Source organism: Mesorhizobium sp. B2-7-1, from assembly GCF_006440735.1.
GTDB lineage: Bacteria > Pseudomonadota > Alphaproteobacteria > Rhizobiales > Rhizobiaceae > Mesorhizobium.
Map to the genome: position 1 here is coordinate 14677 of NZ_VFUA01000044.1, position 23757 is coordinate 38433.

General features: G+C 63.5%; 22 protein-coding genes and 1 pseudogene. 13 read left to right on the plus strand and 10 right to left on the minus strand.

What is annotated here, in order from left to right; translation table 11 throughout:
* Nucleotide 1: 1 nt before the first annotated feature.
* A complete protein-coding gene (locus FJ471_RS17645) occupies nt 2-304 on the minus strand; it encodes a DUF982 domain-containing protein (RefSeq protein WP_140805207.1) in 303 nt (100 codons plus the stop codon).
* A 264-nt stretch (nt 305-568) separates the two neighbouring features.
* On the opposite strand from FJ471_RS17645, the gene FJ471_RS17650 reads away from it, so the two are divergent.
* Nucleotides 569-1540, plus strand: a complete 972-nt coding sequence (locus tag FJ471_RS17650; RefSeq protein WP_140805209.1) for a phosphatase PAP2 family protein — start codon at nt 569-571, stop codon at nt 1538-1540.
* 129 nt (nt 1541-1669) lie between these two features.
* On the opposite strand, the gene FJ471_RS17655 is transcribed toward FJ471_RS17650, so the two are convergent.
* Complete coding sequence (locus FJ471_RS17655) at nt 1670-3751, minus strand: ATP-dependent helicase (RefSeq protein WP_140805211.1); 2082 nt, start codon at nt 3749-3751, stop codon at nt 1670-1672.
* A 105-nt stretch (nt 3752-3856) separates the two neighbouring features.
* Nucleotides 3857-4024 carry a hypothetical protein gene (locus FJ471_RS34830; RefSeq protein ID WP_181179508.1) on the minus strand — a complete coding sequence of 56 codons (168 nt, stop codon included), beginning with the start codon at nt 4022-4024 and terminating at the stop codon, nt 3857-3859.
* Between the two features lie 129 nt (nt 4025-4153).
* Between FJ471_RS34830 and FJ471_RS17660 the strand changes: the two genes are divergently transcribed.
* A complete protein-coding gene (locus tag FJ471_RS17660; protein WP_140805213.1) occupies nt 4154-4336 on the plus strand; it encodes a hypothetical protein in 183 nt (60 codons plus the stop codon).
* Nucleotides 4337-4562: 226 nt separating this feature from the next.
* Here the strand turns inward: FJ471_RS17660 and FJ471_RS17665 are convergent, their stop codons facing one another.
* Nucleotides 4563-5531, minus strand: a complete 969-nt coding sequence (locus FJ471_RS17665; RefSeq protein WP_140805215.1) for a LysR substrate-binding domain-containing protein — start codon at nt 5529-5531, stop codon at nt 4563-4565.
* A 112-nt stretch (nt 5532-5643) separates the two neighbouring features.
* On the opposite strand from FJ471_RS17665, the gene FJ471_RS34835 reads away from it, so the two are divergent.
* The 5 genes from FJ471_RS34835 to FJ471_RS17700 all read left to right on the plus strand — a co-directional run bounded on the left by FJ471_RS34835 (nt 5644) and on the right by FJ471_RS17700 (nt 8928).
* Nucleotides 5644-6477, plus strand: a complete 834-nt coding sequence (locus FJ471_RS34835; protein WP_181179511.1) for a hypothetical protein — start codon at nt 5644-5646, stop codon at nt 6475-6477.
* A complete protein-coding gene (locus FJ471_RS35340; RefSeq protein WP_246684755.1) occupies nt 6477-7616 on the plus strand; it encodes a DMT family transporter in 1140 nt (379 codons plus the stop codon). The genes FJ471_RS34835 and FJ471_RS35340 overlap by 1 nt, the downstream gene beginning before the upstream one ends.
* Nucleotides 7606-7818 (plus strand): hypothetical protein, encoded by a 213-nt coding sequence (locus FJ471_RS17690; protein ID WP_140805217.1) that lies wholly within the window; start codon nt 7606-7608, stop codon nt 7816-7818. The genes FJ471_RS35340 and FJ471_RS17690 overlap by 11 nt, the downstream gene beginning before the upstream one ends.
* Before the next feature lie 354 nt (nt 7819-8172).
* The gene (locus FJ471_RS17695; protein ID WP_140805219.1) at nt 8173-8616 is read left to right on the plus strand and encodes a MucR family transcriptional regulator; all 444 of its coding nucleotides are present in this window, start codon (nt 8173-8175) and stop codon (nt 8614-8616) included.
* 3 nt (nt 8617-8619) lie between these two features.
* A complete protein-coding gene (locus tag FJ471_RS17700) occupies nt 8620-8928 on the plus strand; it encodes a hypothetical protein (RefSeq protein ID WP_140805221.1) in 309 nt (102 codons plus the stop codon).
* A 224-nt stretch (nt 8929-9152) separates the two neighbouring features.
* On the opposite strand, the gene FJ471_RS17705 is transcribed toward FJ471_RS17700, so the two are convergent.
* The 3 genes from FJ471_RS17705 to FJ471_RS17715 all read right to left on the minus strand — a co-directional run bounded on the left by FJ471_RS17705 (nt 9153) and on the right by FJ471_RS17715 (nt 10829).
* On the minus strand, nt 9153-9353 hold the full coding sequence (locus FJ471_RS17705; protein ID WP_140805223.1) for a hypothetical protein: 201 nt from the start codon (nt 9351-9353) through the stop codon (nt 9153-9155).
* Nucleotides 9354-9651: 298 nt separating this feature from the next.
* Nucleotides 9652-10371, minus strand: coding sequence for a lysozyme inhibitor LprI family protein (locus FJ471_RS17710; RefSeq protein WP_181179514.1), 720 nt, complete (start codon nt 10369-10371; stop codon nt 9652-9654).
* Nucleotides 10372-10592: 221 nt separating this feature from the next.
* On the minus strand, nt 10593-10829 hold the full coding sequence (locus FJ471_RS17715; RefSeq protein ID WP_140805227.1) for a hypothetical protein: 237 nt from the start codon (nt 10827-10829) through the stop codon (nt 10593-10595).
* Between the two features lie 138 nt (nt 10830-10967).
* Between FJ471_RS17715 and FJ471_RS17720 the strand changes: the two genes are divergently transcribed.
* Complete coding sequence (locus FJ471_RS17720) at nt 10968-12845, plus strand: ABC-F family ATP-binding cassette domain-containing protein (RefSeq protein ID WP_140805229.1); 1878 nt, start codon at nt 10968-10970, stop codon at nt 12843-12845.
* Between the two features lie 40 nt (nt 12846-12885).
* Here the strand turns inward: FJ471_RS17720 and FJ471_RS34840 are convergent.
* A pseudogene (locus tag FJ471_RS34840) lies at nt 12886-13179 on the minus strand (nitrilotriacetate monooxygenase); the annotation flags it as partial.
* A 700-nt stretch (nt 13180-13879) separates the two neighbouring features.
* Here FJ471_RS34840 and FJ471_RS17730 point away from each other — a divergent pair.
* Entirely contained in the window at nt 13880-15985 is a 2106-nt protein-coding gene (locus tag FJ471_RS17730) for a molybdopterin oxidoreductase family protein (RefSeq protein WP_140805233.1), read from the plus strand.
* 21 nt (nt 15986-16006) lie between these two features.
* On the opposite strand, the gene FJ471_RS17735 is transcribed toward FJ471_RS17730, so the two are convergent.
* Nucleotides 16007-16225: a hypothetical protein gene (locus tag FJ471_RS17735; RefSeq protein WP_140805235.1), complete on the minus strand. Its 219-nt coding sequence runs from the start codon at nt 16223-16225 to the stop codon at nt 16007-16009.
* A 173-nt stretch (nt 16226-16398) separates the two neighbouring features.
* Between FJ471_RS17735 and FJ471_RS17740 the strand changes: the two genes are divergently transcribed.
* On the plus strand, nt 16399-17886 hold the full coding sequence (locus FJ471_RS17740; RefSeq protein ID WP_140805237.1) for a winged helix-turn-helix domain-containing protein: 1488 nt from the start codon (nt 16399-16401) through the stop codon (nt 17884-17886).
* A gap of 23 nt (nt 17887-17909) precedes the next feature.
* On the opposite strand, the gene FJ471_RS17745 is transcribed toward FJ471_RS17740, so the two are convergent.
* Nucleotides 17910-20690: a sel1 repeat family protein gene (locus FJ471_RS17745; protein ID WP_140805239.1), complete on the minus strand. Its 2781-nt coding sequence runs from the start codon at nt 20688-20690 to the stop codon at nt 17910-17912.
* 205 nt (nt 20691-20895) lie between these two features.
* On the opposite strand from FJ471_RS17745, the gene speB reads away from it, so the two are divergent.
* From speB to FJ471_RS17760, 3 genes are all read left to right on the plus strand, one after another.
* Complete coding sequence (gene speB / locus FJ471_RS17750; protein WP_140805241.1) at nt 20896-21699, plus strand: agmatinase; 804 nt, start codon at nt 20896-20898, stop codon at nt 21697-21699.
* A gap of 75 nt (nt 21700-21774) precedes the next feature.
* The gene (dapB, locus tag FJ471_RS17755) at nt 21775-22551 is read left to right on the plus strand and encodes a 4-hydroxy-tetrahydrodipicolinate reductase (RefSeq protein WP_140805243.1); all 777 of its coding nucleotides are present in this window, start codon (nt 21775-21777) and stop codon (nt 22549-22551) included.
* A 201-nt stretch (nt 22552-22752) separates the two neighbouring features.
* A complete protein-coding gene (locus tag FJ471_RS17760; protein ID WP_224668927.1) occupies nt 22753-23730 on the plus strand; it encodes an ABC transporter substrate-binding protein in 978 nt (325 codons plus the stop codon).
* Nucleotides 23731-23757 lie beyond the last annotated feature (27 nt).

The window sequence follows — 23757 nt, forward strand, 5'->3', positions numbered from 1 at the left end:
TTCAGGCGGCGAAGCCGCCATAGCCGCGTGCCACGGGCTTGACCGAGACGATCGGCTGCTCCGAAGGCCAGAGCACGCCCGCCGTCACCGCGAAGGCGATCAGCGCGTCGCGCGCCGCCTCGGCCGGGATTTCTCCACTCCGCGCCGCCTCGCAGGCCTTCACCGCGGCGCCGTAGCTGAGGCGGCGGCGCGACGGCGCAAACTCGGTCAGGAAGTCATGCATGTCGAACAGCGAGGCGATCATGCGCTTGTGGCCGGCGCCGACGCTGAGGGCGACCGGGGTGAAGAATGTCCTGTCGTGCATTCGGACCTCGTCTATTGGCTGTGGAAGCGGCGGGGTCGCCGTCTCCGGAAGGAGAACGCCACACAACGCCGCTTGCGGCGAGCGGTTCCGCGCGTGCCGATTTTTCTCCGATCGGCGCGGGTGCCGGCCCGCCTTGGCTACCGCTCCGGACGCCTTGGAACGGCCTGTCCGGTCGCTCATGCCTCCCAGTCTGTTTGCAACAAGGGCGCGACAGTTGCTGTCATCGCCCGAGAATGGTTGAATGTGTTCCGGGCGGGTTAATTGATGGCTGAGGCTTCTGTTGCGGCTGAAAGGCCGTACATCAATGTCGAAAGACGGATAGCGGTGGCAGCCGTTGCTTATGCGGCTGCGGCAGCACTGTCGTCTTGGGATGCATTCGCTTTTCTGCTCGGCAGATACGCAGTCACCCAATTTCTAGCTCTTCCCGTGATGCTGGTCAGCGGGCTGGGGATAGCTTCGGCCATCGCGCGACCTTCCGCCCCGTTGAGTTATCTGCGGGAACTGCTTCGTGAACGCGCAATAGGTGCGGCGTGGATAGTCGCAATATTCTGCTTTGCCATTGCTGCGTTTTCGACATTTAAGTTTCAGATATCGGCATGGCTACCCTTCTTCGCGGACAGGTTCCTGGCCGATCTTGACGAATTGATACATTTTGGTCAGCCATGGCGGCAACTGCACGCCATCACGCCAGACTGGGTGGCGATTGTCATTGGGTTCGCGTACGGCCCGATCTGGTTCGTGCAATGGTTTGGCTTTCCGCTTTTTGCCGCCTTCCTGACCAACCACAAACTCCGCGTCAGGTACCTTGCAGCCTTCTCCGCCACATTGCTCCTACTCGGCACCGTCCTCAGGGCTGCAGCGGCATCAGCAGGCCCGATCTTCTATAACCGGGCGTTCGCCAGCGATCGCTTTGCTGATCTCATGGAAGCTCTGCCCTCTGTTCCATCGGGACAAGAGACACTCTCAACCGCGAACTATCTCTTTGCGTCCTATGCCAGCGATGAAGCGGTCTTTGGTGTAGGCATCTCTGCAATGCCGAGCATCCATGTCGCGATAGCTTTCTTAAACGCTCTTTTTCTTTCCGCTTGCAACAAGCGTTTGGGGATCATTGGCTGGATTTATGCCGGAATGATCCTTTTCGGCTCGGTGTATTTGGGCTGGCACTACGCTGTTGACGGTTATGTGGCCATTATTGGTGTGCTATTGATCTGGCGCTGGGCGCAAACCGTAGCGTAGACTTGGGTGTCTATCGACCGTCTCCGTTTGCAGCGTTCCAAGGGCCCTCAAAGCTCGCAGGCTAAGGTTGAACGCTTCAAACAATGCCTCTTGTCTTTTGGTGCCGTAAAGGTCGCGCTAAGCCGGCGGCTATTTCCACATGCCGCGCATGCGGGCGCCGAGATCGACCTTGACGCCCGGTCGCTGGCGCGGGTCGTCCTTCATCGCGGCACTCGCCCAGGATGACTGATCGAAGGCCGAAAGCATCGAGGCCGGGATGAAGCGGGTGCGCGAGGCATAGACGTGGCGGTCGCCGCGCGCGGCCTGGTTGTGCGGATAAAAGCGCTGCGGCACCACCAGATGCAAGCTGTCCTTGGCTCTGGTCATCGCCACGTAGAGCAGGCGCCGCTCCTCCTCGATATCCTCCTTGGTGCCGACGCCGAGATCGGCCGGGATGCAGCCGTCGACGGTGTTGAGCAGGAAGACGTTCTTCCACTCCTGGCCCTTGGCCGAATGGATGGTGGATAGGATCAGGTAATCCTCGTCGCGATGCGGCGGGCCCGCCTGGTCGCTGGTGGCGTCGGGCGGGTCGAGCGTCAGCTCGGTCAGGAAGCGTTCGCGCGAGGGATAGCCCGCCGCGATCTGCTCGAGCTGGATGAGATCGGCCCGGCGCGTGACCGCGTCCTCATGGATGCGTTCCAGATGTGGCTCGTACCAGAGCCTGATGCGTTCGAGATCGGCCGGCCATTTGGCGCCGGCGCGCAACCCGCTATAGATGTCGAGGAACACCGGCCAGTCCTGCGCGGCGCGCTGCGGCGGACGGAAGCGGGCAAGGCCCAGCGTCTCGTCCAGCGACGTCGCCATCGCGTCGACGATCTGCGAGGCGGCGGAAGGCCCGATGCCCGGCATCAATTGCAGCACGCGAAAACCGGCGACGCGGTCGCGCGGGTTCTCGGCGAAGCGCAGCATCGCCAGCACGTCCTTGACATGCGCGGCATCGAGGAACTTCAGTCCGCCGAACTTCACGAAAGGGATGTTGCGGCGCGTCAGTTCCACTTCCAGCGGCCCGCTGTGGCTCGATGTGCGGAACAGCACCGCCTGCGCCTTCAGCGCCGTGCCGGCCTCGCGCTCGGCGAGGATCGCCTGGCAGACGTAATTGGCCTGCTCGGCCTCGTCGCGCACGCTGACCAGTTGCGGCTTGTGCGAGGACCGGCGCTCGGTCCACAGGTTCTTGGTGAAGCGCTCGCTCGCCTCGCCGATCACCTTGTTGGCGGCGGCCAGGATCGTCTCGGTCGAGCGGTAGTTGCGCTCCAGCATGACGATCTCGGTGGGCTTTGCGAATTGTTTCGGGAAATCGAGGATGTTGCGCACTTCCGCCGCGCGGAAGGAATAGATCGACTGCGCGTCGTCGCCCACCACGGTCAAGCCCGCGCCGTCGGGCTTCAGCGCCAAAAGGATCGAGGCCTGCAGCCTGTTGGTGTCCTGGTATTCGTCGACCAGCACATGGTCGAAGCGGGAACCGAGGTGGGCGGCGATCTCCGGCTCGGCCGCCATCTGCGCCCAGTAGAGCAGGAGGTCGTCGTAATCGAGCACGTTCTGCGCTTGCTTGGCCTCGACATAAGCCGCGAACAGTTCCTTCAGCTGGTCCGCCCATGCCGCGCACCATGGAAAGGCCGAGCCCAGCACTTCACCCAGCGGCGCCTGCGCATTCACCGCCCGCGAATAGATCTGCAGGCAGGTGCCTTTGGTCGGGAAACGGCTTTCGGTCTTGGAAAATCCCAACTCGTGCCGGGCGAGGTTCATCAAGTCGGCCGAATCCTCGCGGTCATGGATGGTGAACGCGGTGTCGAGGCCGATCTGCTCGGCATAGTCGCGCAGCAGTCGCGCGCCGATGCCGTGAAATGTGCCGGCCCAGGCGAGCGCGTCGGCGATGATGGCGGCGTCGCGCCCCAGCACCTCGCCGGCGATGCGCTCGACGCGCTTGGCCATCTCGGCGGCGGCGCGGCGCGAGAAGGTCATCAACAGGATGCGGCGCGGATCGGCGCCCTTGACGATGAGGTGGGCGACGCGATGCGCCAGCGTGTTGGTCTTGCCGGAGCCGGCGCCGGCGATCACCAGAAGCGGTGCGGCCACCTTGCCGTCGCCATGCACCACCGCCAGCCGCTGCTCGTCGTTCAGGCGGGCAAGATAGGCGGGTGCTTCGAAGGACGAATCACGAGCGGCGATGTTCATCGCCCATCAAGCATCGTTTCCGCTTTGTTCGCAATACAACTCGCTCTTGGCACATGGCGAAAGCCGGAGAGAGCTGCTCTCCCCCACAAGGGGAGGTTGGCTGAACTACCGCTTCGGCTCCACTCCCATCGCCGCCGACTGGCGCAGCAACGCGCGCCTCTCGTCACCCGGCATGTCCAGCGGTGCGACATCGCCGGGTACCTCGTCGATCATCCTCACGGCGACGCGATAGGCAGTGTAAGCGAACAGACCTGTTAGTAGCAGGCGGATCATGGCCACTCCTCATTTCGGTTCGATTGGCCTTCAACCGAACACTGGCCGGTTGGTTCCCCACGCCACGCAACCAAACGGCCACCGCCTCGTTGCCCTTCGTGCAGAAGGAGCGAACCAGAGGAGGTCGTCATGAAGAAACTTCCGGTGCTGCTGGCTCTTGCGGCAGCGCTCGCGCTCGCCGCCTGCGACAACAGCACCCCGCCAACCAAGGCGCCGGGCGATGAGATCAACCAGAACCCGCAGGTCGACAAGAATCCGGTGCCGAAATCGAGCACCGGCGGCGATCAGCCGGGCTCGCCGCCGAAGCAATAACAGGGCCGGGGCAGGCCGGAGACATCGTCGGGCTGAAACGAAGAAGGCCGGCGCTGCTTGGGAGGAAGCTCGGTAGCGCCGGCCAAGCGGGAAAATCAGGCCCGCCGCACGATCCAACATAGCTGAGTCTCCGCTTTGCGTCATGGTGCGATCGCGGTAGCCGGCTACGGGCTGGGGATGGGCAAAAATCCTGAAATTCTGTGAGGACACGCCGTTGGCGGCTTGCTCACGCCAGTGCCGAGCGACCCGGCTGCCCGCCGGCGATCTCGATGTCCAGCTGGCGCTGCGTCAGCCCCGCCTCGGCCATGATCCACTGCTTGAACAGCTCCACCTTGCGGGCGCCGAGCGCCTTGATGGGGCTGACGAAATACCAGCCCGCGGTGTTGGGGTGGTGGACCGCGAACGGGGCCACCAGCCGTTCGGCGCGGATGTCGCTTGCCATGTAGGCGCGGTTGGCGACGGCAAAGCCCATCCCGGCATTGGCCGCTTCGTAGGACATCATGCAGGAATCGAAATAGACGCTCCTGGTTTCGCCAAGCACGAAGCTCGCACCGGCAAAGCCCAGCCACGACTGCCAGCTCTGCGTGCAGGTGTCGGAGTGCAGCAGCGTGAAGTAGCGCAGGTCCTCCGGCGTCACCTTCGACAGCGGCTTGTCGCCCAGCACGTCGTAAAACAGCCTGCGACTGCAGACCGGCGTCAGATCTTCCTTGAACAGCAGCTCCGAGGTGAGGCCGGGGAAATTGCCGTCGCCATAGCGGATCTCGAGATCGTATTCCGAGGTCGAGAATTCATGGGTGGCGTAGGAGGTCGACACCCGCATCTCGATGTCGGGATATTGATGCTGGAAGGCCGAAAGCCGCGGGAACAGCCAGCGTGCCGCGAAAGTCGGCAGCACGCAGATACGAAGCACATGCGCCTGCGACTGGCCGGTGGCCTCCATGCTGGCCGCAACGATCCGCTCCAGCGCCTCGCGCACGCGCGCCACATAGGTCTCGCCCTCCGGCGTCAGTGACACGGCATTGCCGCCGCGCTCGAAGATCTTGAAACGAAGCTGATCTTCCAGGCTTTTCACGCGCTGGCTGACGGCGGAAGCGGTGATAAATTGCTCTTCGCCGGCACGCGTGAAATTCCTGTGCCTCGCGGCGCTCTCCACGATTTTCAGCGAGTTGAGGTTGACCTGACTGAGCAGACGCACGGGGTTTCGACCTTAAGCTGGGCTTACGCTACCACCAGCATTCCTAAATTTACAGGGGTAGGCGTTTAAATGACTGTTAACCAAGTGTTGCCCCCATCTTGGAGAAAGTAGAATGAACGCCCATACAATTCCCGAACTGCGCTGTGCAATGAGCCGCGAGGCCATCATTGGTCATGAGACCTCCTGGAAAGTGTCGAGCTTCGGCGTCGCCCAGTATCGTCACGGTTACGACCCCGCTCTGCTTGCTGCCATCAAGGAGGCTGCTCTGAAACTGAAAGCCAGCCATGCCGTGCACAAGCATCTCGACCTCACCTTTATCACTGGCGCCGACCGCTATATCCCTGAGATCAAAGAGCTTTTGCACGACAAGCTGCGCCTGGAAAGGTTGTCCGACATGATGGGCACCAAGCTCGAGCCGTATCCGCTGTCGATCGTCGGCTCGACCGTCACCTTCATGAACCCCAAGGACGGCGCGGTCGAATGGCATTGCGATGGCGTTCCGGTGACCGAGCTCATTCCGCTGTCGATCAGCGATCCGCTCATCGGCGGTCATCTCGAGATCTATTGCGACGATTCTGAAACCGGACGCTCGATCCTGGAATCCGGCCACGACCTGCCGCGCAACAAGATCATGCGCATCGACCACAAGATGAACTACGCCACGCTCGGACAGTTCCTCGGCGTGCTCCACCGCAGCGCGCCGATCCAGCTCGGCGAGCGCGTCACGCTGGTGCTCAACCAGCGCTCGGCGACCAAGCCCTATGTCGACGACAACCGCATGTTCTACCTCGCCGCCGATAACGACCAAGACCGCGCCTGGGTGAGCGAGTTGGCCGAGGATGTCTGGACCAACCAGCTTCCCGCCTATCGCCGGCATGCCGAGGAGCATCCCGTGCCGCAGCCGGCGGAGGATGCGGTTTCCGGCGGGGCAAGGGAGTCGTGGTAATGAGTCACGATCCGGTCGAGCATCAGCCGCCTTCGCTGTCGCTGAGTCTCGATCCGGTCGTGCCGGAAAGCCAAAGCCGTTCCAGCGCCGCCCTCGGGGCGGCGCTGGCCTTCGCCCTGGGCGCCGTGGCGCTATGGGCGACCAACGCCCTTGTCGGCAAGACGCTGCTTGCGCTCTACCCGGTGTCGCAAGTGCAGTTCCTGCAATTCTGCGGCGCGGCCCTCGTGTTCGCGCTGATCCGACAGATGAGCACTTCTCCTTCCCCTCTTGTGGGGGAAGGTGGATCGGCGCGCAGCGCCGAGACGGATGGGGGGTGTTCCAGCGAAGCGGGACATCGGCGCTCCCTGGAACACCTCTCATCCGACCTTGCTTCGCGAGGCCACCGCCCGGGGGCGAGCCACGGGTCTCGCCCCGTCCTTCGGACCCCACAAGGGGAGAAGGGCAATGCCGCGCTCGCCTACGCCGTCGGCTTCCTGGGTCTCGTCGGCACAATGGTGCTGCAATATATCGGCTTCGCCTCAATGCCGGTTATCGAGGCGAACCTCGTGGCCTACACTTGGCCGCTGATGACCGCCGCGGCGGTTATCCTGCTTGGCCGTCCGCGCCGTCCGCTGCTGCTCGGGCTCGCCGCTGCGCTCGGCTTTGTCGGCGTCGCGCTGGTGATTTCCGGCGGCCGCGCGCAGAGCTGGTTCGAAGGCAACCTCGTCGGCTATCTCGCCGCTTTCGGCTCGGCGCTCTGCATGGCTTTCTATTCGCTCACTGTCGGCCGCCTTGCCGTGTCGCCCGAGCGTCTGCTCCTGCCCTCGGCGGTGATCGGCGTTGCGCTCACCTTCGCCTGGTGCCTGCATGACGGCGTCATACGCCCGACCGGCGCGCACCTTCTGCTCGGCCTCTATCTCGGCGCCGGCCCGATGGGGCTCGGCTACTATTTCTGGTCGCGCGCGGCAAAGCTCGACCACGGCGGCAGGATAGCGGTCGTCGCCTATCTGACGCCGATAGCTTCCACGTTTCTGCTGACGCTCTCGGGCGAAAGCCTGTCGATGACGGCGGTTGCCGGCGCCGTCCTCGTCATTGGCAGCTGCCTTGCGGTCGGCATCGAAGGTACGGAGACCAGGCACGATGTCCAAAATGGCCGTTGACGAGGACGAACGCCGCGCCAGGCAGGAGGCGCACTGGCTGGTCAGGGAGTTTGGCGCGGAGGCGCCGCTCTACGCGGCCATGAAGGCGGAAAAGGCCATCGAGCAGAAGGATTTCGGCCGCTGCGCGCGCTGGAAGCGCGTGCTGGAGATCCTGGCCGACGAGCCCCCCGCGGAGCTCAGGCGTGGTGTTGCCGGCAAATGAGCGATTTGCCATGGGACCGCCGAATCGCGCATGGTCGGCTATCCGGCGGTAGATTACCGCTGCTACGCCGGAACTTGGCCTGAACTTCGATTTTTCAGCAACTTATATCGCAAATCGAAGTGCTATAGCGCCTTTTACGCATCCAGGCGGGCCGCCTGTGCTATAAAACGTCAGCTATAGCTATTAGAATTCCTAACTTGCGCGTTTCCAGCCCGCGTAGAAACATCACCCGGTATTGAGTCTCGTAGCTTTACTGACTCTGGACGGTCCGTTGGGGGACAGGTCCAATTCGATACACCGACGAAAGTCTTAAAAAAGAGCTGGCGATTTGAGGGCCAGCAGAAGGTGAAAAAATTGTCCAACATCGACGACAAGACTGCAATCGAACTGACCGCCGACATTGTCTCGGCCTATGTCGGCAACAATCCGCTCCCCGCCTCTGGCCTGCCTGACCTGATCGCCAGCGTCAGCGCCTCGGTGCGCAAGCTCTCCAGCGGCAGTGTTGTCAAGGAGGCGGTGGCGCTGACGCCCGCCGTCAACCCGAAGCGCTCGGTTTTCCCCGACCACATCGTGTGCCTGGAGGACGGAAAGAAGTTCAAGTCGTTGAAGCGCCACCTTGCGACAGATCACGGCCTGACACCGGACGAATACCGCGCGAAATGGAGCCTGCCCGCCGACTATCCGATGGTGGCGCCCAGCTATTCGGCAACTCGCTCGGCGTTGGCCAAATCGTCCGGCCTCGGCCGTAAGCCGGCCGCCGGCGACGCAGGCAAGGGCAAGCGTAAGGCGAAAGCCTGAGGCATGCTGCCTGCAACGGATGACGTCGCGCCAATGCCATGGCGCGACTGTTGGGTCGCCCTCGGCGCTTTGCGCCGCGGGGTGGCCGTGCAGTCCTCGGTGGACGCGGCCGACGGCGTCAAGGCGCGGCGCATCCTGTTTTCGCTGGGCGAGCATGCCGGCGACATGCTTGCCGCGCTCGACGCGCTCGATCGGTTCGAGCGCGCCATCGTCGAATGCGACGGCCCGTCGGCTATCGAGGCGCATAGGCTGAACTGCCTGGTCATTCTGGACCGCCTTGCAGCAAACGGTCAGCCACGCGCGATCTGTTAGAACCATGGCGTTTCACGGAAACGGTGACACGCCTTATCTCTTTGTTTTTACGCAATTCCGAATGGAAGGTTACGGCGAAGGCGCCGAACTTAACCGCTCACACTTTTCCTGGAATCGCTCTAAAAGCATGTCTCCAGAAAGTGGGAACCGGTTTCGGGATAAAGACATGCGTAAAATCGAAAACCTAAAGCGCATGGAGCGAATCTGAAAGATCGCGACGCGCTTTAGCTGAGGACTTGAGGCGGCTTGACCGGCTGGACGCGCTTGGAATCCTGCTCGCCGGCAAGGCTCTCCGCCTCGACCGCCGTCATTTCAAGAAGGTAGACAAGCATTTGGTAGCGCGTGCGCGAGAGCATTTTTGCCAGCTTGCGCGTAATTTCCGCGACATATCTCAACGTTCGTAAATCGCTGGGCGCTCCATCCATCGCGAGCTCCTGACAGGCCAGCTATTTGGGCCAAGTTACGTGAATCAGATTATCGTTGGCGCCCACTCACGACTCACGGCGCATCCGCAGGTTTGCAGGTTTACGACAAAACTGGAATCGATTTTTGCCAAGCATCATGCTTGGCCTGAAAGATTTTGCCGTCCTTTTTTGGTGGTATCGTCACTTGTCACGCCAATAATGAACCGAAACCGAACTTGCGGTTGTCTTGCCGCGCCCGGTTGGTCTTCCGATAGGGAATGTTGATCGCAACAGGTGGGCGACGGGCGGTCAGAACCGTTCAGCCTTTATAGGCGGAACAGAAGGCCGGCGGGTTGTCCTTGCCGATCATGGCGCAGCCGCGCTTGATCTCGTCGATCATCATGCTGCAGGCATTCTGCCCGTTGCAGGGCGGATTGGTCGCCGGCGACACCTGGATGCACTGCGAGACATACTGATCCGACTTCGCTTTGCCGGCGGATTGCACGCATGGCCTCGCGTCGTTCCGGCTTGCCTGGGCAGGGGCAGGTTTCGCAGGCTCGGCCTTGGCCGTCGCGGGAGCGTTCTTCGCGGGCGGCGCGGCGCTGCCGCTTTGCGGCACGCAGGAGAGGTCGCCTTCGGGGCATTGCAATTGGTGCTGCAACTGCGCCAGCCGCGCCTTGGTCAACTCCGCCTTGCAGGTCTCGACGAGGGTCGAATACACCGAGCCGTCGGCATAGGGCTTGGTGCGGAAGGCGCATTCCTTGTCGCGGAACGGGATCCAGGCGCGCTGCGCGTCGCGCAGGCGCTTGACGTCGGCAGGGGCGAGACGTCCCGCCAACGCCTTGTAGACTGCGTTGAGCCCGGCGTCGGCCGAAGCGGCATTCGCGGTCGTGCAGGTAGCAAGGTCCGCCTGCGTCTTCGCTGCAGCGCAGTCGATGGCTGCCGCGCGGGCCGAAGGCATAGTGAGAAACAGGCCGGCAACGCCCGCGACAATCGCGATCACCAGTGAAGCCGAAAGGAGCGTGGTCTTGTCTGACATCTGATCTGTCCTCTGCATGAATCGAACCGTCGCTCGTGCCAGCATAGGTTGAGACGACAGCTGCGATCAACGCCAATCCAACGACGTGGCAAGTAAAGTGTGACCGGCACGGGTTGGCCGCGGGAGGGGCGCCCGGTCTCGGGACAATGCTCTGCAATCGCTGCGGAGGGGTGGAAGGGCAGGGTGCTGTCCTGCCGCCACTGGTCGTTCGTAGGCGACGCCTAAAACGCCTTCCCGGAATCGATCTGGATCAACAGGTGCTCCGACTCCCACGTCTCTGGCCGGCTCGCAATCTTGCCCGCTTGGGGAGAGGTCGGTTGGGCCTGCGGCCCGCTCGCGGGTTCAGTGGCGAGAGCAACCGCGGCGGGATCGCCTTCGAACAGGACCAACTGCGTCGCCAGTGCTGCTGTCGTGGCGACCTGGAAGAAGATGAAGGCAAGGGCGAGATAGCGGATCACGGGCCTCCAAACGCTTCGGTTGGCAACTGGTTCCAGTCCGCCGCGTTTTTTTGCTGAGCGGCCGGAGACAGCGCGCGGCGGGCCTCATCCAGGCCCTGGCTCTTGCGAACCGCCGATCTCCTGTGCAAAAGCCCGCTTATGCTTATCATCAACGACCTTACGCTGCGCATGGCGGGGCGGCTGCTTCTCGATCATGCCTCATTGACCCTGCCGGCTGGCACCAAGGCCGGCCTTGTCGGCCGCAACGGCACCGGCAAGACGACGCTGTTCAAGGCGATCACCGGCGATTTCCCTTCGGAGACCGGCTCGATCAGCCTGCCGAAGAGCACGCGCATCGGCCAAGTGGCGCAGGAAGCGCCAGGCACCGAGGAGCCGCTGATCGACATCGTGCTGAAAGCCGATGTCGAGCGCCAGGCTTTGCTCGAAGAGGAAAAGACAGCGACCGATCCGCACCGCATCGCCGAGATCCACACGCGGCTGGCCGATATCGACGCGCATTCGGCCGAATCCCGCGCCGCCACAATCCTTGCCGGCCTTGGCTTCGACGATGCCGCGCAGAAGCGGCCGGCCTCGTCTTTCTCCGGCGGCTGGCGCATGCGCGTGGCGCTTGCCGCTGTGCTTTTCTCCGAACCCGACCTTCTGCTGCTCGACGAACCGACCAACTATCTCGATCTCGAAGGCACGCTCTGGCTGGAGAATTATGTCTCCAAATATCCGCACACGGTGCTGCTCATCTCGCACGACCGCGACCTGCTCAACCGCGCCGTCAATTCGATCGTCCATCTCGACCAGAGGAAGCTGACCTTCTGGCGCGGCGGCTACGACCAGTTCGAACGCCAGCTGACAGAGCAGCGCGAATTGCAGGAGAAGGGCCGTGTCAAGCAAGAAGCCGCGCGCAAGCACATGGAATCGTTCGTCGAGCGCTTCCGCGCCAAGGCCTCGAAGGCGAGGCAAGCGCAGTCGCGCATCAAGGCGTTGGAGAAAATGAAGCCGATTGCGGCGATCGTGAACGACACGGTGCGGCCATTCTCGTTCCCCGAGCCGGTGAAGACGGTGGCCTCGCCGATCGTGGCGCTCAACGGCGTCAATGTCGGCTACACCGAGGGCAGCCCGATCCTGAAGAAGATGACGCTGCGCATCGATGCCGACGACCGCATCGCGCTGCTCGGCGCCAACGGCAACGGCAAGTCGACCTTCGCCAAATTGCTCGCTGGCCGGCTGAAGGCCGAGACCGGCTCGATGACGGTCGCGCCGGGCCTGAAGGTGGCGATCTTCGCGCAGCACCAGCTCGACGATCTGCGTCCCGACGAAAGCGCCTACGAGCATGTGCGCCGGCTGATGCCGGACGCGCCGGAAGCCAAGGTGCGCGCCCGCGTCGCCCAGTTCGGCCTCTCGACCGAGAAGATGAACACCGCGGCGAAGGACCTGTCCGGTGGCGAGAAGGCGCGTCTGTTGATGGGCCTGTCGGCCTTCGAGGGTCCGAACCTCTTCATCCTTGACGAGCCGACCAACCATCTCGACATCGACAGCCGTGAATCGCTGATCCATGCGCTCAACGATTTTCCCGGCGCGGTGATCCTGATCTCGCACGACCGGCACCTGCTCGAAGCCACCGCCGACCGGCTCTGGCTGGTCAAGGACGGCGCGGTCAATCCCTATGACGGCGACCTGGAGGATTACAAGACGCTGGTCACCGGCGTGTCGTCCAATCGCCGCGAGCAAAAGGAGGCGGACAAGGCGTCCAAGGCCGACCGCCGCCGCGAAGCCGCCCAGCGCCGCGCCGCGCTCGAGCCTTTGGCCAAGGAGATCCGCGCCACCGAGGCGCTGATGGACCGCATCCGCAAGCGTATCGACCTGATCGAGGACGAGCTCGCCAATCCGGCCGTCTACGAAAAGGACCCCTCGACCGCGACGCGACTGGCCAAGGAACGTTCGCAGCTGGCGCAGACGCTGGCGCAGAATGAGGACAAGTGGCTGACGATGTCGGCGGAATATGAGGAAGGGATCGCGGAGTAAACATCATGCTCTTCCCGGCGGGGGAGGGCACGCGGCCGCTTCAGTCGTTCAGCAGGTTTTCGCGCAGCGTCGTGCCCGGATACTCCGTTCGATAGCGTCCACGCCTTTGCAGTTCGGGAACGACGAGGTCGACGAATTCCTCGAAGCAGCCAGGCGTGTAGGTGGCGATCGCCATGAAGCCGTCGGCGCCGCCATCGTCCATGAACTCCTCCAGCCTGTCGGCAATGTCGACAGGCGTGCCGACCAGCACGGGCATTCCCATGCCCTGCGCGTAGATGATGGCGGCGTCGCGGATCGTTACCGGGGCGCCGTCGCGTGCGTAGAGGATCGAGTCGATATTGAAGATCGTCGACATGACCACCGAAGCGCCCTTCAGGTTGATCAGGATCTCCAGGACGATGCCGAAGACCATCGTCAGCGTCACGATGGATGTCGCGACCCCTGACTGCTTGAAGCGGTTCTTGGTGAACTCGGAGATCGTGTAGCCGTTCGGCATCTGCCGGCGCAGGACGCGCGTGAACGGGATCAGCATCATCACCGCCAGCCCATTCGGCGCCACGAACCAGAACAGGCCCGACAGGCCCCATTCGAAGGTCATGGCTGAGGTCATCATCACCGCCATCGACCAGGTCCAGACGGAGATTACCGAGCCGACGCCGAAGCCAAACCCGATCTTGCGGTCGGAGATGATGAAGTCGTGGGTGTTGCGCACCAGCAGCCGGCGAATGACGATCGCCGCCACGAGGGTGGCCAACCCGAGCCCCACGAGAAGCGAATAGCCCAGAGCCGGGGTAAGTCCCGGTGTCAATTGGAGAGTTGTCTTGTCCATGTCAAAATGTCCCGCTCGTTAGCTGGCTGCAAAACGTTCGTCCCCACTGGGCCAGCGTCGGGCGGAACTTAAACACCGGGTGTGCGGCCGCCGAGAAAGAATTTTATAAGTTGATAGATTTAGTAGATAAAGAGGCTCGCGCAGGGGAGCCTTGACCGTCTATCTGGCCCTACACCTCTCCCGCAAAACCCGCTAAACACCCCGCATGAACCAGCACGCCAAGCTCAGGATCGGCCATTCCGCTTGTCCGCATGACTGTCCTTCCACCTGCGCGCTCGAGGTCGAGCTGCTCGACGATAACCGCATCGGCCGCGTCCATGGCGCCAAGTCGAACAGCTACACGTCCGGTGTCGTCTGCGCCAAGGTCGCGCGCTACGCCGACCGCGTCCACCATCCCGACCGGCTGCTGAAGCCTCTGGTGCGCGCCGGCGCCAAGGGCGAGGGGAGCTGGAAGGAAGCGAGCTGGGAAGCGGCGCTCGACCTCGTGGCGGAAAAGTTCATCGCCGCCGAGGAAAAATACGGCTCGGAGACAGTCTGGCCCTATTTCTACGCCGGCACGATGGGGCTGGTGCAGCGCGACGGCATCGAGCGGCTGCGGCACGCCAAGAAATACTCCGGCTTCTTCGGCTCGATCTGCACCAATCTCGCCTGGACCGGCTGGATGATGGGGGCAGGCGCGCTGCGTGGCCCCGATCCGCGCGAGATGGCCAAGGCCGACTGCGTGGTGATCTGGGGCACCAATGCCGTGGTGACGCAGGTCAACGTCATGACCCATGCGACGAGGGCACGCAAGGAACGTGGCGCGAAGATCGTCGTCATCGACATCTACGACAACGCCACGATGAAACAGGCCGACCTTGGCCTTGTGCTGAAACCCGGCACCGACGGGGCGCTGGCCTGCGCGGTCATGCATGTGCTGTTCCGCGATGGGCTTGCCGACCGAGCCTATCTCGAGAAATACACCGACGACCCGCGCGGGTTGGAGGAGCATCTGCGCACCCGCACGCCCGAATGGGCGGCCGCCATCACGGGCTTGAGCATCGCCGAGATCGAGGCATTCGCGCAACTCATCGGCACCACGAAGAAGACCTACTTCCGTCTTGGCTACGGCTTCGCGCGCCAGCGCAACGGTTCGGTCAATATGCATGCCGCCTCCTGCATCGCCGCCGTCACTGGCGCCTGGCAGTATGAGGGCGGCGGCGCCTTCCATTCCAATTCCGGCATCTTCAAGCTGAACCAGGACGTGCTCGAAGGCACCGCGATGCGCGACCCGAAGGTGCGCTATCTCGACCATTCGCGCATCGGCCCGGTGCTGACCGGTGCCGAGGATGCGCTCTATGGCGGCCCGCCGGTGACGGCGATGCTGATCCAGAACACCAATCCGGCCAATGTCGCGCCGGAGCAGCGGCTGGTGAGAAAGGGTTTTCTGCGCGAGGACCTGTTCACCTGCGTGCACGAGCAGTTCATGACCGATACGGCCAAGCTCGCCGATGTCGTGCTGCCGGCGACGATGTTTTTGGAGCACGACGACATGTACAAGGGCGGCGGCAACCAGCACATCACGCTCGGCCCCAAGCTGATCGAGCCACCGGAAGGGCCGCGCACCAATCACTTCGTCAATGAGGAGCTCGGCAAGCGGCTCGGCGTCGGCGACCGGCCGGGCTTCGGCCTGACCGAGCGCGAGCATATCGACATCATCCTCGGCAAGCGCGGCCTTGGCAGCTTCGACAGTTTGAAGGAACAGAAGTGGGTCGACCTGCAGCCCGACTTCGACGACGCGCATTTCATCAACGGCTTCGGCCATGCCGACAAGAAATTCCACTTCCGGCCAAACTGGACAGGGCAGTCGGCGCCCAACCGGCCGCCGAAAAGCATGGGCCTGTTCGGCCCGGTCGAACGGCTGCCGGAATTCCCCGACCATGTCGAACTGATCGAGGTCGCGGATGAGGAGCATCCGTTCCGGCTGGCGACCTCGCCGGCGCGCAATTTCCTCAATTCCAGCTTTGCCGAGACGCCGGTGTCGAAGGCCAAGGAAGGCAGGCCGGATCTGCTCATCCACCGCGAAGATGCAGCAGTGCTCGGCATCGAGGATGGCGGCCGCGTCGAGGTCGGCAACCGGCGCGGCGATGTGGTGCTGCATGCCAGGTTCTTCGACGGCGTGAAGCGCGGCGTGGTGATCGCCGAAGGCATCTGGCCGAACAGCGCGCATGAACGCGGCGAGGGCATCAACGTGCTGACCGGCGCGGACGCCCCGGCGCCCTATGGCGGCGCCGCCGTCCACGACAACAAGGTGTGGCTCAAGGCGCTTTGACCCACTTCGCGTTTTGGTGGCTCACCAAGTGGGATCTCGGCCTTCGAGATCATCGTCTGGGGCGACCTGCGATTGGCGACCAAGACTTGCGTAGGGGGCCACGTAAGCCATCTTGAGCGCGTCGCCCACCAAACCGGATATGGCGCTGAGCGATGCGCCGATTGCAAGCCTCGGAAAGCGTCGCTGCGGCAGTTTAAGGCGTCGGACGATAATCGGGGCTGTGGTGAGGATGTCGGCCATGATGTCCTCCTGTACCGGCGACAATGACACCGCTTCCCACCCAGCTCCTTGGCTTGAACCTGAAGAGTCCTGAACGGCTCTGAAATTGCTTGAAGCGAAGACTCCCGAACGGTCCTGAAGTTCGCCTTCAAGGTCATCTTGGATTATCCTGCCGCGAGGGTGGTTCTTGGCCAATGGACTTGGAGTTTGGGAACTATCGTTTGAGGCGAGCCGAACGGCAGTTGCTGGGCCCGAAAGGGCCGGTGGAGCTTTCGGCGCGTTCTTTCGACATCCTCGCCATGTTGCTCGACAGGCCCGATGAGGTGATCGGCAAGGCCGAACTTTTCGATGCGGTATGGCCCGGCGTGGTGGTGGAGGACAATACGCTGCAGGTCCACATTTCGGCGCTGCGAAAATTGCTGTTCGCCGAGCTGATCGCAACCGTGCATGGTCGCGGTTATAAATATGCAGGCCCCAGGCCCTTCGCGGTTACGGCAGATGCTACGGCGTCGTCCAGGCCGTCCATCGCCATACTTCCCTTCGACAACATGAGCGGTGACTCGGAGCAAGACTATTTCAGCGACGGGATCACCGAAGACATCATCGCTGAGCTCGGTAAATATAAGGAGTTTCTGGTCATTGCGCGGAACTCCTCTTTCCAGTTTCGCGGCAAGGCGCACGACCCGGCGGAGGTGGCGGGCAAGCTTGGGGTCCAATACGTCGTCGAAGGCAGCGTGCGGAAGATCGGCAACAGGGTGCGGATCGCCGTACAGCTAACCGATGCGTCGTCGATGGCTCATCTCTGGGGCGAGCACTACGACCGGGAACTCTATGACATTTTCGCCATCCAGGACGAAATCACCCGCATGATTGCAGCGCGTCTGGCCCGGCAGGCCAGAACCGCGATCGCGTCGCGCGCCAGGGCCCGGCCGACCAACAACATGTCGGCCTATGAGTCTTACCTGCGAGCGCTGCAACTGGCAGCCGTCTATGACACGGTGCTCGAAGCGGAGCCATTTCTGCGCCAGGCGGTAAAGCTCGATCCGCAGTTCGCTGCCGCCCACGCCATGCTGAGCTTTGTGGAGTCCATCAAGTACTATTGGGACTACAACAATCCCGGTCATTTGCATTCCGGACTGGAGATCGCAAGAACAGCATTGGGCCTTGATCCCGACGAAGCCTATGGGCATCTCGCCACCGGCTTCGCTCACTTGTACCTACGCCAATTCAAGCAAGCTGAAGTGAGCCTTGACCGGGCCGTCGCGCTCAATCCGAACGATCCGTTCATTCTCAGCATCCGTGCTATTTTCCTCAATCACACGGACAGGCCGGAGCAAGGGCTTGCTGAAATAACCGAAGCCCAGCGCCGCGACCCATACGCCGTGGGATGGTACGGCGACTTCCGCGGCGTCCTGCTGACGACGGCTGGGCGATATCGCGAGGCGGCTACCTGCTACGCGAAAATGGCGACTGTGACACCGTGGTCGCTCATTCGTCTTATCATCTGCCATTCCGAACTCGGTGAAATCAGGCAAGCGCAGGACGTGCTGGCAAGGGTGAAGGCACATTACCGCGGACTAAGCCTCGACCAGATCATCGATACTGAAGTGGATTTCTATCAGGACGCCGCCGTATGCAGCCGCTATCGCGCGATCCTCGATCGTGTCGACAAGGCGCAATAGACCCGTTGCGGTTCATAACCTTGCTACTTCGCCGCCTGCGCGTCCAGCGTCTTCATCTGCTCCGCCGCCGCTTTGCGCGCCGACGCATCGGCACCGGACGCGCCCTTCTCCTTGGCGAAGGCAATGAGGGCGGTGCGCGTGTCCTCGTCGCATCCGTCCGAACCCACGCCGTCGACGCCGGCCTTCTTGGCCGCGGCCAGCACGGAGTCGCAGGCATCCGGCGCAAAGGCGAACTGGCCCATGATGGCGCCGAGCGCGAGAGGATCCTGCAGGCGCGGATCGTCGCGGATCGCCTGGATGGTGGCGCCGCCCACCATCTTGGATTTCCGGTCCTGGGCGATCTGCGTCAGATCGAAGATGAACTCGAATTCCGGCTTGTCGACGCCTTCGGGTTTCGACACCAGGATATCCAGCGCATAGCGGGTGATCTCCTCGGGCGTGACGACCGATCGGATGGCCCTTGCCTGATGGTAGTTGCGCACCAGCACCCAGCGCGAGGGGAGATCGCCATAGCGGGCGAGAATGCCGAGCTGCTTGATGGGGGCAAGCTTCTGCTTGTCGGTCTTGGCGGCCTGCGCCTGGGCGAAGACCTTGTCGCGGATGCGGTTGACGACTTCCGCGTCGAGCCCGCCCGGCGCCGGCGCGGCCTGCTGCGTCGCTGTCGCTTGCGAGGCCGGAGCATCGCCAAGCGGACCCTTCGCATCGACCCAGGCGGCCAGCGCCTTGCGTGCGTCCAGGCCGAAATAGCCCTTCGGCTCACCGGCATAGAAACCTTCGCTCTTCAGCGTCGTCTCGATGGCGACGCGGACCTCATCGGGCAGCGTCTTGCCGATGCCGACGAGGTTCTCTTCCGCGAGCCCTGCTGGCGCCTCGCGAAACGCGTCCATCACCGCTGCCGCGATCGCCGCGTTTCCAGCGCTTGCGGCCGGTCCGGAAAAGAGGCCGCTCAGTTCCATGCTGGCGTCGTTACCGCCGAATATGCCGCCGCCCATTCTGCCGATGCCATCATTGTAAAGGGCGATGCGATCGGTGATGCCTTCGCGCAGCGTCATCAGATGGTCGAAACTGTCGAAGGTGAAGGCGTTGGCGAGTTTGCTCTTTGCCTTCAGCGAGCCGAGCCGCGCCGCTTCGCGCCACGCATGCAGGCGCTCACGCGGGTTCTTGTCGATGCCGAGACCGTCGTCATAGGCATCGCCCAGCAGCACCATCGCCTCGACGCTGCCGAGATTGGCGGCGTTGATCAGCATCGCGGTCGCCTTCTGGTCGTCCTGCGGATAGACCACGCCTTTGCGCAGAAGCTTCGCCTGCAGCAGATATGCCTGCTGCTCCTTCTTGGCTTCGCCTTCGTCGATAAGCGCCTTCAATTGATCGTCGCTCAGGCCGTCGTCGCGCCGCGACGGCCGGTAGCTGGTCGAATCGAGATTGGCATATTGCGTCGAGGCGTAGAGCCAGAGCGCCTCGCGGTCGCCGCTATCGGCCAGCGGCTTCAGCATGGCGCGCGCGAAATCCTCGTTCTTGAACTGCTGATTATCCGACAGCTGCAGCCGGGCCAGCGCCAGCGCCGCGCCGGGCTCGCCGGCCTCGGCGCCATCGCTCAGGCGCTCGATCAGCTGATCCGGATTGTCGATCTGAAAGTCCTCATAGTTGGGAAGCAGCTTCGCCAGCTTGATGCCGGCGTCGAGATCCCACGGGGCGTTGAGCAGTTGGATCGCCTCGCGTGGCTGCTTGCCGACGAACTTGCCGTCCAAGAGCAGATCGGCCAGCATCGGCCTAGCGCTGGCGGCAGTCTTGGTGGCGGCGCGCAGCATGGCGATGGCGCGCTTGCCGTCCGCCGGGCCGCCTTCGCCCTTGGCCAGCATATCGGCCAGCATCGGCACGGCATACTGATCGCCGTCGGCGCGCGCCTCCAGCAATTGCCTGGCCTTGGCCGCGTCCTGCTGGGTGCCTCGGCCCAGTCGCAGCGCCTTGATATAGGCAAGCACGGATGACTCGGACCCGTCGGTCCCGGCCTTGGTATCCGCTTCCACGGCTTGGAAAGCCTTTTGCTGTTCCTCGCTGGTGAAACCGTCATTCTCCAGCACCGTCCGCGCAATCAGCAGCGGCATGGCGGCGCGGAACTGGCTGTCCCATTCGCCGGGCGACTGGCCCTGGGTCGGCGCGTCGATGACGCGTTGCGCGGTCTCGACCACCTTGTGCGGGTCGCGGCGCAGCAGCGGCCCTTCGACATACTGACGGAGCAGCGTCTCAAGCGCCGTGAGATGGCCGGCAGCGCCTGCCTTCTGCAGGGCATCGAGCGCCACGTCCCGGGTGACCGGCGGTGGACCGGCATCGGCGCCGTCGTGCCGATGCACCGAATAGACCTCGTAGAGGAGGTAGTTCGCTTCCGGGCTGCCGCCGTCGCCGAGCAGCTTGATCTGCGGCAGGAGAAAGGTAAGTCCCGCCTGGTTGAGCGCGACCTGGACCCGCAGCCATTCAAGCGCCAGCCGCTTTTCCTGCGGCGCTCCGAGCATCGCCGCCTGGCATTTGTCGGCCAGGACCTTGAGCTTGCTGAGGTCGAAGTCCTGCGGGAAGAGCTCGCCATACTGGACAGGCGGCGCCTTGGCTCCAGGATCGAGCGGCACGGAAGCGCCGCGGTCGCAGACGCTGATCGCTTCGGCAAGCGCGGCCTTCTTCGCCGCATCGTCCGCAGCCTTTTTGGCCGCATCGTCGGACTTTTCGGAAGATGCCTGGGTCGCGAAAGCCCCGCCGGCAAGCGGCGTCAGGGCGAGGCAGGAAAGAACCAGGGCATGCACTGGCCGCAGCATGGGCGTCCCCCCTCGGACACGGTTCGGGCGAAGCCGGACACACAGGCGCTAAATTAGCACATCGAGCGAGTGATGATGAGTGTGGCGCTTCACATTCGCGGGCGGTCCGCCGCCGGCCTTTGGCATCTGGCCCAAGTGGCTCCGGTCGCGCCCGCCAGCTCGGGCGTCTATAGAGGCACCGGTTTCGGATCAGTGGGAGGGTGTCGTGGCAAAAATCTCGCTTCTGGGCATTCCGCATGACGAGAATTCGTCCTATCTGCGGGGGCCTGCCGAGGCGCCGGCGTTGATCCGGCGCGAGCTCGCCAGCGACGCCTACACCTCATGGTCGGAAACAGGCTTCGACCTGACGGATCGCTTCGTCGATCACGGCGACATCGATTTCACGCAAGGTGGCGACCCGTGGCAGCGGATCGAGGCCGAGGTGGGCCGCGCGCTCGACGCCGGCCATCCGCTGATCTCGCTCGGCGGCGACCATGCGATCTCCTGGCCGGTGCTGCGCGCGGTGCGCCGCCGCCACCGGAGCCTCACGATCGTCCACATCGATGCGCACCCGGACATTTATCATTCCTATGACGACAATCCGCGCTCGCACACCTCGCCCTTTGCCCGCATCATGGAGGAGAAGCTGGCCGACCGGCTGATACAGATCGGCCTGCGCACCGTCAACGATCACCATCGCGACCAGTTCAAGCGCTTCGGTGTCGAGGTGGTGGAGATGCGGCATTTCAGGGAAGGCCTGCAGCTCGACCTCCGGACGCCCGTCTATATCTCGATGGACATCGACGCTCTCGATCCGGCCTTCGCCCCCGGCATCTCCCACCGCGAACCGGGCGGCTTCAGCACCCGGCAGGTCATCGGCCTGATCCAGGCAATAGACCAGCCTATCGTCGCGGCCGACGTGGTCGAATACAATCCGCGCCAGGACCTCTCCAACGTGACGGCCCTGGTCGCCGCCAAGTTGGTCAAGGAGATCGCCGGCATGATGCTGAAGACCAACGCCGCCGCCTGAATCAACGCTTGAATCACTTTGCCAGGGCGGCGTGCTAGAGGATTGTTCCGACTCAAGCTTTCGACAAGGACCGCTATGCCGCAGCCGCTCAGGATAGCCATCGCCGGCGCGCTCGGCCGCATGGGCCGGCAGATGGCGCAGACGATCGCGGCGGACCCAAGGCTGGAACTGGTCGCCCGCTTCCATCGACCGGGCAGCACGGGCGAAGGGCTGGTCGACCGTGACGAGGCGCTGGCGCTTGCCGATGTGGTGATCGATTTCACCACGCCCGTGGCTTCCGCCGAATTGTCCCAGGCCTGCGCCGCGCGCGGCGGTCCGGCGCTGGTGATCGGCTCGACAGGTTTCGACCGCACTGAACTGGAGGCGATTGCCGAGGCGGCAAAGAAGATAGCCATCGTGCGCTCCGGAAGCTATTCGCTGGGGCTCAACATGCTGACCGGGCTGGTCGAGCGGGCGGCGAGGGCGCTTGGAGCCGACGATTGCGACATCGAAGTCTTCGAGGCGCATCACCGCATGAAGATCGACGCGCCCTCGGGCACGGCGCTGATGCTGGGCGAAGCGGCCGCGCGAGGACGCGGCGTCGAGCTGGACGATGTGGCGAAGCGCGCCCGCGACGGCCTCGTCGGGGCGCGCCCAACCGGCGAGATCGGCTTTGCCGTGGTCCGCGGTGGGAGCATCGTCGGCGAGCATAGCGTCAGCTTCCTCACCAAGGGCGAGACGCTTACGCTCTCCCATGCCGCCGGCGACCGCTCGATGTTCGCGCGTGGCGCCATCGCGGCTGCACTCTGGATCGCCGGCCGACCGCCTGGCGAATACGAGATGCGCGATGTGCTGGGCTTCACTGCCTCGTGACCGGGAACGGCGCCGGATTCCATTCCACCGCCGCCAAAACGGCTGAAAGCCAGCTGAAAGCTTGGCCATGCCATGACGGTTTTGTGGCGTTCGCCATATCTGCGGCTGGGAGTGGCCGCGAGGAGGAAGTGCGGCGCTCTGCGTCGCCCCAGTGGAGGAAGTTACGTGACTGGTTTCATCTCTATACGCGCCTTGCGTTCAATGGCGCTGACGCTTGCCATGGTTGGCGCTGGCGTATCGGCGGCCTCGGCTGCAGACAAGATCACCATCATCGTCGGCGGCATGGAAAAGCAGATCTATCTGCCCGCTGTCCTCACCGAGAAGCTCGGCTACTTCAAGGATGAAGGGCTGGACGTAGAGTTGGTGAACTCCCGTGCGGGCGTCGAGGCCGAGAACGAATTGCTGGCCGGCGCCGTGCAGGGTGTCGTCGGCTTCTACGATCACACCGTCGACCTGCAGTCGAAGGGCAAATACATCCAGTCGATCGTGCAGTTCAGCCAGGCGCCCGGCGAGGTCGAGCTGGTCTCGGCCAAGCATCCGGAGATCAAGTCGCCCGCCGACTTCAAGGGCGCCACGCTCGGCGTCACCGGCCTCGGCTCGTCGACCGATTTCCTGACGCAGTATCTCGCGGTCCGCAACGGGCTGAAGCCGGGCGACTACACGCTGCTTCCGGTCGGCGCCGGCAACACCTTCATCGCCGCCGTCAAGCAGGACCAGATCCAGGCCGGCATGACCACCGAGCCGACCATCGCCAAGCTGCTCCAGACCGGCGAGGCCAAGGTGTTGGTCGACATGCGCACGCCGGAAAAGACCAAGGCAGCACTTGGCGGGGACTATCCGGCGGCCTCCTTCTATGTGCAGTCGAGCTGGATCGAGGGCCACAAGGACGAGGCGCAGAAGCTCGCCAACGCCTTTGTCAAGACGATGAAGTTCATCGCCAGCCATTCGGCCGAAGAGATCGCCGACAAGATGCCGAAAGACTATTACGCCGGAAACAAGGACCTCTATGTGCAGGGCCTGGCCGGCGGCAAGGCGCAGTTCACGCCGGACGGCCGCATGCCGGCCGATGGTCCCGAGACGGTGCTCAAGGTTCTGTCGACCTTCTCCAAGAGCCTGCAGGGCAAGCAGATCGACCTGTCGAAGACCTACACGACCGAGTTCGTCGACGCGGCGAAGTAAGCGCGCCGGCAGGCGAGGGCGGGCCGT